7 protein-coding genes are annotated in these 5,365 nt (G+C 67.4%); 5 read left to right on the forward strand and 2 right to left on the reverse strand.

The genetic code is table 11. From position 1 onward, the window contains the following. Nucleotides 1–190: 190 nt before the first annotated feature. Nucleotides 191–1,162, forward strand: coding sequence for a YihY/virulence factor BrkB family protein (locus tag A9X04_RS19495; RefSeq protein ID WP_067924013.1), 972 nt, complete (start codon nucleotides 191–193; stop codon nucleotides 1,160–1,162). A 22-nt stretch (nucleotides 1,163–1,184) separates the two neighbouring features. Here the strand turns inward: A9X04_RS19495 and A9X04_RS19500 are convergent, their stop codons facing one another. Next, on the reverse strand, nucleotides 1,185–1,424 hold the full coding sequence (locus A9X04_RS19500; protein ID WP_067924016.1) for a DUF3039 domain-containing protein: 240 nt from the start codon (nucleotides 1,422–1,424) through the stop codon (nucleotides 1,185–1,187). A gap of 45 nt (nucleotides 1,425–1,469) precedes the next feature. Between A9X04_RS19500 and A9X04_RS19505 the strand changes: the two genes are divergently transcribed. From A9X04_RS19505 to A9X04_RS19515, 3 genes are all read left to right on the forward strand, one after another. Further along, the gene (locus A9X04_RS19505) at nucleotides 1,470–1,883 is read left to right on the forward strand and encodes a DUF3099 domain-containing protein (protein WP_369804416.1); all 414 of its coding nucleotides are present in this window, start codon (nucleotides 1,470–1,472) and stop codon (nucleotides 1,881–1,883) included. A 108-nt stretch (nucleotides 1,884–1,991) separates the two neighbouring features. Then, nucleotides 1,992–2,981, forward strand: coding sequence for a sigma-70 family RNA polymerase sigma factor SigB (gene sigB / locus A9X04_RS19510; RefSeq protein WP_067924022.1), 990 nt, complete (start codon nucleotides 1,992–1,994; stop codon nucleotides 2,979–2,981). Nucleotides 2,982–3,163: 182 nt separating this feature from the next. Beyond that, a complete protein-coding gene (locus A9X04_RS19515; RefSeq protein WP_067924025.1) occupies nucleotides 3,164–3,853 on the forward strand; it encodes a metal-dependent transcriptional regulator in 690 nt (229 codons plus the stop codon). 16 nt (nucleotides 3,854–3,869) lie between these two features. On the opposite strand, the gene A9X04_RS19520 is transcribed toward A9X04_RS19515, so the two are convergent. Then, entirely contained in the window at nucleotides 3,870–4,928 is a 1,059-nt protein-coding gene (locus A9X04_RS19520) for a DUF4192 domain-containing protein (RefSeq protein WP_067924028.1), read from the reverse strand. A gap of 111 nt (nucleotides 4,929–5,039) precedes the next feature. On the opposite strand from A9X04_RS19520, the gene A9X04_RS19525 reads away from it, so the two are divergent. After that, nucleotides 5,040–5,365: FAD-dependent oxidoreductase (locus tag A9X04_RS19525; RefSeq protein ID WP_156764431.1), on the forward strand; the 326-nt coding region annotated here is incomplete at its 3' end.

The raw sequence follows: 5,365 nt of genomic DNA on the forward strand, positions 1-5,365 counted from the left end.
GCCGCGGCTCGAGTCCGCGCCAAGCTGCCTTCTGGAGCCGAGCTTCTCTTCTGCCAGCATCACGCCAACGAGCACGAGGCCAAGCTGACCGAGCTGTCTGCCGTCCTGGAGATCAGCGGAAGCTAGTTCCGCCAACTCACCCGTCACCAATGTGGGCGATGGGGGCAGTCTTCGGTAATGCTGGACGGGTATGAGCGATCAAGTCGCAAAACCGTCCCGCCATCACATCTGGCGACTCACCCTGAGGACCGTCTCGAAAAGCTGGGATGATTCCATCTTCTCCGAGTCGGCCCAGGCGGGTTTCTGGTCGGCGCTGTCGCTCCCGCCGCTGCTGCTCGGGATGCTGGGCAGCCTGGCCTACGTGGCGCCGCTGTTCGGCCCGGACACGTTGACGTCGATCGAGAAGAGCGTCATCTCCGCGATCCGCAGCTTCTTCTCGCCCAGCGTCGTCAACGAGATCATCGAGCCGACCATCCGCGACGTCACCGCCAACGCCCGCGGCGAGGTGGTGTCGGTCGGCTTCCTCATCTCGATGTGGGCGGGATCGTCGGCGATCTCGGCCTACGTCGACGCCGTGGTGGAGGCTCACGACCAGACTCCCCTGCGCCATCCCGTACGCCAGCGGCTCTTCGCACTGTTCATCTACATGGTGATGCTGGTGTTCGTGGTGGTTGCCGCGCCCGTGCTGGTGATCGGTCCGCGCAAGGTGAGCGAGCACATCCCGTACGACTTGGCCAACGTACTTCAGTACGGCTACTACCCGGCGCTGATCCTCGGGCTGCTGATCGGGGTCGTCATCTTGTACCGGGTGTCGCTGCCCGAACCGCTGCCGACGCACCGGCTGATCTACGGCGCGGTGCTCGCCACGGCGGTCTTCCTGATCGCCACCCTGGGCCTGCGGATCTACCTGCGGTGGATCACCAGCACCGGCTATACCTACGGCGCGCTGGCCACACCGATCGCGTTCCTGTTGTTCGCGTTCTTCGGTGGCTTCGCGGTGATGCTGGGCGCCGAACTGAACGCGGCGATCCAAGAGGAATTCCCTGCGCCCAAGACGCACGCGCACCGCCTGCGCAAGTGGCTCGAAGCCCGCCTGACCGTGTCGAAGCGTCCGACGGATTCCCCGCCGGCGCCGGCACCCGCCGACAACGCGACGCTGTGACGGCCGGCCCAGCCGGTGCGACCTAGCCCTTCTTCATCCGGTCGTAGATCCGCTTGCAGTCCGGGCAGACCGGCGATCCCGGCTTGGCCGCCTTGGTGACGGGAAACACCTCGCCGCACAGCGCCACCACATGGTTGCCCATAACCGCGCTCTCGGCGATCTTGTCCTTCTTCACGTAGTGGAAGTACTTCGGCGTATCGCTGCCGGTCCCGTCGTCGACGCGTTCGTCGGTCTCGGTGCGTTCGATCGTCTGGGTCTGCATGCCTCACATTGTGCCCCCTAACTCGCTCCTGCCGGAATCGGCCGGGTGTGGGAGAGTGGAGAAATGAAGCGCGAATCCGATCTGGGGTTCGACGATGAGGGCCGACCGGTGCTCATCACCGCCGCAGCACCCTCCTATGAAGAGCAGCACCGCGCGCGGGTCCGGAAATACCTGACCCTGATGGGCTTTCGGATCCCGGCCCTGATCCTGGCCGCGCTGGCATACGGCGCCTGGCACAACGGTCTGATCTCACTGGCGATCGTCGCCGTGTCGATCCCATTGCCATGGATGGCGGTCCTGATCGCCAACGACCGCCCGCCACGGCGCCCCGACGAGCCTCGGCGGTTCGACGACGCCCGCCGACGCACCCCGCTGTTCCCCAGCGCCGAGCGCCCTGCGCTCGAGGCGCGCCCGCATCCGCACTCAAGCTGGCCCCCGGGACCGCACGGCTGGGAATAGTCCGCACTTCTTAGGACATTCTCAGGTCGACGGGACATTTGTGCACGTCAAGACGTGTGAGATGGGATAGGGCTGGGAACTCTCAGGGCTGATCTGTCGTTGAACTCAATGACAGTACAAGCCGAACGGGAGGTCGCTATGGCGAACGCCAGCACGAGCAGATTTGATGGCGATCTGGATGCTCAAAGCCCCGCCGCGGACCTCGTGCGCGTATATCTCAATGGCATCGGTAAGACGGCGCTGCTGAATGCAGCGGGCGAAGTTGAACTGGCCAAGCGCATCGAGGCCGGGCTCTACGCCGAGCATCTGCTCGAAACTCGTAAGCGCCTCGGCGAGAACCGCCGACGCGACCTCGAGGCCGTGGTGCGCGACGGTGAGGCCGCGCGCCGTCACCTGCTGGAAGCCAACCTGCGTCTGGTGGTGTCGCTGGCCAAGCGCTACACCGGTCGCGGGATGCCGCTGCTGGACCTGATCCAGGAGGGCAACCTGGGCCTGATCCGTGCGATGGAAAAGTTCGATTACACAAAGGGTTTCAAGTTCTCCACCTATGCCACGTGGTGGATCCGCCAGGCCATCACCCGCGGCATGGCCGACCAGAGCCGGACCATCCGGCTGCCGGTGCACCTGGTCGAGCAGGTGAACAAGCTGGCACGGATCAAGCGGGAGATGCACCAGAACCTGGGCCGCGAGGCCACCGACGAGGAGCTGGCGGCCGAATCCGGAATCCCGGTCGAGAAGATCAACGACCTGCTCGAGCACAGCCGCGACCCGGTAAGCCTGGACATGCCCGTCGGCTCCGAGGAAGAAGCCCCGCTGGGTGACTTCATCGAGGACGCCGAAGCGATGTCCGCCGAGAACGCGGTGATCGCCGAGCTGCTGCACACCGACATCCGCAGCGTGCTCGCCACTCTCGACGAGCGTGAGCACCAGGTGATCCGGCTGCGCTTCGGCCTGGACGACGGCCAGCCGCGCACGCTGGACCAGATCGGCAAGCTCTTCGGCCTCTCGCGTGAGCGGGTCCGGCAAATCGAGCGGGACGTAATGTCCAAACTCCGCCACGGCGAGCGCGCCGACCGGCTACGGTCGTACGCAAGCTAAGGCTCCAGGTAGATCCCGGCGACCCGCGGCGCCCGGCTAACGCCGCGCTTGCGATCGCCGCCCGAACTAGTAACAAGACGGTATGCCCGCCGCGGACGCGGCGGGCATACTGCTTGTCGGGGAAGCGTTACACCCGTTCGCGCAGCTGGCCAAGTAGACTCGGCGTCGATGGAGGGTGCTGAATGAACGACCTGGTTGACACCACCGAGATGTACCTGCGGACCATCTACGACCTCGAAGAAGAGGGCGTGACGCCGCTGCGCGCGCGCATCGCCGAACGCCTCGAGCAGAGCGGGCCGACTGTCAGCCAAACCGTGTCCCGGATGGAGCGCGACGGGCTGCTCCACGTCGCCGGCGACCGCCACCTGGAGCTCACCGACAAGGGCCGGGCGTTGGCCATCGCGGTGATGCGCAAGCACCGCCTTGCCGAGCGGCTGCTCGTCGACGTCATCGGGGTGCCCTGGGAGGAAGTGCACGCCGAGGCATGCCGGTGGGAGCATGTGATGAGCGAGGACGTGGAGCGGCGGCTGGTGAAGGTGCTCAACCACCCGACCACCTCCCCCTTCGGCAACCCGATCCCGGGGCTTCTGGACCTGGGCGTGGGCCCCGAATCGGGCGCGGAGGAAGCCATCCTCGTCCGGCTGACCGAGTTGCCGCCCGGCTCCCCGGTGGCCGTCGTCGTACGCCAGCTGACCGAACACGTGCAAGGCGACATCGACCTGATCACCCGCCTGAAGGACGCCGGGGTCGTCCCCAATGCCCGGGTGACCGTCGAGACCGGGCCCGCCGGGGTCACCATCGTCATCCCCGGCCACGAGAACGTCACCCTGCCGCACGAGATGGCGCACGCCGTCAAGGTCGAGAAGGTCTGACCGCCCCGCCGTCGGGCTAGCATGCTCTGCGGCCGAACACTCGGCGCGGCGGTATCCGCACGCCGAGCTGTTTGGCCAGCCGGTAGCCGGTGAGCGCCAGTTCCCGAATGTCCTCCGGCCGTAGCCCCGACTGCAAGGCCGTGTCCAGCATGCCCGCCATCCGATTCTCGGGCGCGCAGCGCAGCGCGGCCTCCAGCGACACCCCCGCCAGCGGCCCGTCGCCGCGGGCGTAGGCACTGAACGCGAGCAGCACCAGCGCCTCGACCCGCCAGGGCGCGGGCAGGGTGCGCGCCAGCAACGCCCACAACGACTCCGCCTCGCCGGCGTTCTCGCCGACCGCCAGGGCGTAGAGGATGTCGCGCACCTGCGCGTCGCTCAGGGCGCAGGCCAGCTTGGCCAGCTGGGCATCGGACGGTGCTTGGCCGGCGGCCACACGCGACGCCACCGTCATCGCGTGCCGCACGTCGCCACGCACGCAGCGGTCCGGGTTCGTGCGGTGGGCCGCCCGGCGCCTGGCCGCCTGCCGGTCGATCACGCCGGTCAGCTCGGCGCTGCGCGCCGTGTCCTCGACCGCGACGACGGCCTGCAGGTCAGCGCGGCGAGCGTAGAGCCGCCTGCCGTCGAGCACCGCCGCGGCGGCCAGCGGCGACGCCGAGGGATCGTCCACCGGGCCGCTCGAACCGCAACCGTCCACGCAATGCCAGCGCCCACCGAGCGCGACCCGGTCGACCACATGCGCCGCCCACAGCTCGATACCGTGCTGCGACAACGACTTTGCGAGCGCGTCGCACACCTGCCGGTAGTCCTCGTTGCAGGACGGGCAGTGCGCCCCCTCCCCGTCGACGATCACCGCGATCGCGGCGTCGGGCCTGGCCGCGGCGGCGACATCCGCGAGGTGTCCGACCCGGGCGGTGAGTTCTTCGGAGAGGTCGACTCGCATCACCGCTCCGAGGTCACCGCCGTCCAAAGACACCAATACCAATGAACTTTCGGGTACGAAGCCGAGAACGGCAGGCAGCGCGGCGATGAGTGCGCCGGGCCGGTTCAGTTTGAAGTCAGGTCGATGCGTCGTCATGGGCACCACGCTGACGGGCCCCGCCGTCAGCCGGCGCTCGCGAGAAGCGGCGGAATCCCGCACCTGTGAATGAACTCAGCACTGTGAGTTCTGCTGCTCTACTGTTTACCCATGAGTTCGGCGCAAGAGTACGACATGGTGGTCATCGGTTCGGGGCCCGGCGGCCAGAAGGCCGCCATCGCCTCGGCCAAGCTCGGCAAGTCGGTCGCGGTCGTCGAACGGGGCCAGATGCTCGGTGGCGTGTGCGTCCAGACCGGCACCATCCCGTCAAAGACGTTGCGCGAGGCCGTCCTTTACCTCACCGGGATGAGCCAGCGCGAACTGTACGGGGCGAGCTACCGCGTCAAGGAGAAGATCACCCCGGCCGACCTGCTGGCCCGCACCCAACACGTGATCGGCAAGGAAGTCGACGTGGTACGCAACCAGCTGATGCGCAA

The sequence above is a fragment of the Mycobacterium sp. E3247 genome (genome assembly GCF_001667785.1).
Classification (GTDB): Bacteria; Actinomycetota; Actinomycetes; order Mycobacteriales; family Mycobacteriaceae; genus Mycobacterium.

What these genes read in the sequence shown, in the direction of transcription:
- A9X04_RS19495 (WP_067924013.1), top strand. Translation starts at nt 191, where the DNA reads ATGAGCGATCAAGTCGCAAAACCGTCCCGCCATCACATCTGGCGACTC.
- A9X04_RS19500 (WP_067924016.1), bottom strand. Translation starts at nt 1,424, where the DNA reads ATGCAGACCCAGACGATCGAACGCACCGAGACCGACGAACGCGTCGAC.
- sigB (WP_067924022.1), top strand. Translation starts at nt 1,992, where the DNA reads ATGACAGTACAAGCCGAACGGGAGGTCGCTATGGCGAACGCCAGCACG.
- A9X04_RS19515 (WP_067924025.1), top strand. Translation starts at nt 3,164, where the DNA reads ATGAACGACCTGGTTGACACCACCGAGATGTACCTGCGGACCATCTAC.
- A9X04_RS19520 (WP_067924028.1), bottom strand. Translation starts at nt 4,928, where the DNA reads ATGACGACGCATCGACCTGACTTCAAACTGAACCGGCCCGGCGCACTC.